The sequence below is a fragment of the Caulobacter sp. CCH9-E1 genome (assembly GCF_001556515.1).
Classification (GTDB): domain Bacteria; phylum Pseudomonadota; class Alphaproteobacteria; order Caulobacterales; family Caulobacteraceae; genus Caulobacter.
In genome coordinates this window covers 1-1348 of record NZ_LSJA01000021.1, presented here as the reverse complement: position 1 = coordinate 1348, position 1348 = coordinate 1, and the positions used below count along the sequence as shown (strand labels likewise).

Here is a 1348-nt window from a genome sequence, read left to right as displayed (position 1 = left end):
CGACCCCTCATCCGTCGCTTTCAGCGACACCTTCTCCCGCAAGGGGAGAAGGGGAAGGCTTTTTCTCCGCCGCCCTTCGCGCTATCTCCGCTCATGGCTAAACCCAACAAGCTGATCGTCGAGTTCGACATCGAGGTCGACGGAGACCCCTATGTCTGGCGGCTGCATCGCCTGCCGCAGTGGTCCTATGACCCGTCCGAGCGCCACGGCAAGGTGCTGGCCGTGCGCCACAAGGAAGGCCAGCGCGAGGCGATGATCGAGTTCCCGCCCGGCCCCAAGCCCAAGTTCAGCGCCCCGCCGCTGAAGCCCTCGCAGATCCCCGTGCGCGTCGTCGCCAAGGCCATCGCCTCGGCCATCGAGGCCGGCTGGGAGCCGCTGTCGCGCGGCAAGCCGGTGGTGATCTATGTGGACGAGGAGGGGAGCTAGAGCGCTCTGCCCCGGCGATTGGTCGCTCGCCTTCAGGTTGGCCCGAGTCGTGCATGGTTAGCGCCATGCGCCTCGGCGCGGACGGGGAGGGCGAGTTCCATGAACCGCGTGAGCAATGAAGGCGGAACCTCAGCCGGCTGCTTCGACGCCCGCGCCCGAGGCGAAGACCGAGTCGGCCCCGACGAAGCCTCGCTCCATCAAAGACATCGATTTCGAGAACCTGACGCCCGAAGACCGGACGTGGTTGATCGCTCAGAATGAGGCCGGCGCGGCCAACCACGAGGCGCTCATGATGTGGCGTGATCTCGCTATTCGGGACACTGACCAGGTGACGCCCGTAGAGGCTCGCGCGCTGCTGGCGAAACTGGAGCCGCTGGTGAAAGCCAGCGAAGACTACGAATTCAAGGATGGGCGCATTCAGAGCGCGGTGGAGTTCCTGACCGATCGCGGCTCGCGACCCGACGACTATCGGCCGGTCTATCGCGAGATCCACGGCATGCGCCTCCGCGTCTAGCGCGCTCGCGCGCGCCCCGTTCGCTTGCCCCTGTGGGTCTCGGTTTTCCAGCGACGGCGGCCAAGCCGCTACCGTCGCTTCATCTTCCGCAACGCCTCGCGCATCGCCACGGCCTGGGCGGCCGGAGGCTTGCCCTCGTCGGCGGCGTCCTTGCGCGCGGCGGCGGCCAGGATCGGCGCGGTGGCCGCGTCCAGGCGGTCGAAGGCCTCGTGGATGGCGCTGGGCAGGCTGGAGGGCTTGGGCTGGGGCGGGTCCAGGGCCAGGACCTTGCGCGCCATGCCGGCGATGTGGCCGGCCAGGCGCGACTGCTCGCGGGCCTTGGCGATCACGGCGGGGTCGTCGGTCCCCTCGGCCATGGCCCAGGCCGCGTCGATCGCGTCCATCAGCTTCTGTTGCAGGGCGTCGCAC

General features: G+C 68.5%; 3 protein-coding genes. 2 read left to right on the top strand and 1 reads right to left on the bottom strand.

The window, feature by feature from the left end; all coding sequences use genetic code 11:
• Nucleotides 1-93: 93 nt before the first annotated feature.
• Both AX690_RS01365 and AX690_RS01360 read left to right on the top strand, forming a co-directional pair.
• Nucleotides 94-426, top strand: coding sequence for a hypothetical protein (locus AX690_RS01365; RefSeq protein WP_066686870.1), 333 nt, complete (start codon nt 94-96; stop codon nt 424-426).
• A 244-nt stretch (nt 427-670) separates the two neighbouring features.
• On the top strand, nt 671-940 hold the full coding sequence (locus AX690_RS01360) for a hypothetical protein (protein WP_156449522.1): 270 nt from the start codon (nt 671-673) through the stop codon (nt 938-940).
• 68 nt (nt 941-1008) lie between these two features.
• On the opposite strand, the gene AX690_RS23155 is transcribed toward AX690_RS01360, so the two are convergent.
• On the bottom strand, nt 1009-1348 hold a 340-nt coding region (locus AX690_RS23155), incomplete at its 5' end, for a hypothetical protein (protein WP_369798159.1).

Excerpts from the sequence above, each read along its gene's own strand:
- AX690_RS01365 (WP_066686870.1), top strand. The coding sequence starts at position 94 with ATGGCTAAACCCAACAAGCTGATCGTCGAGTTCGACATCGAGGTCGAC.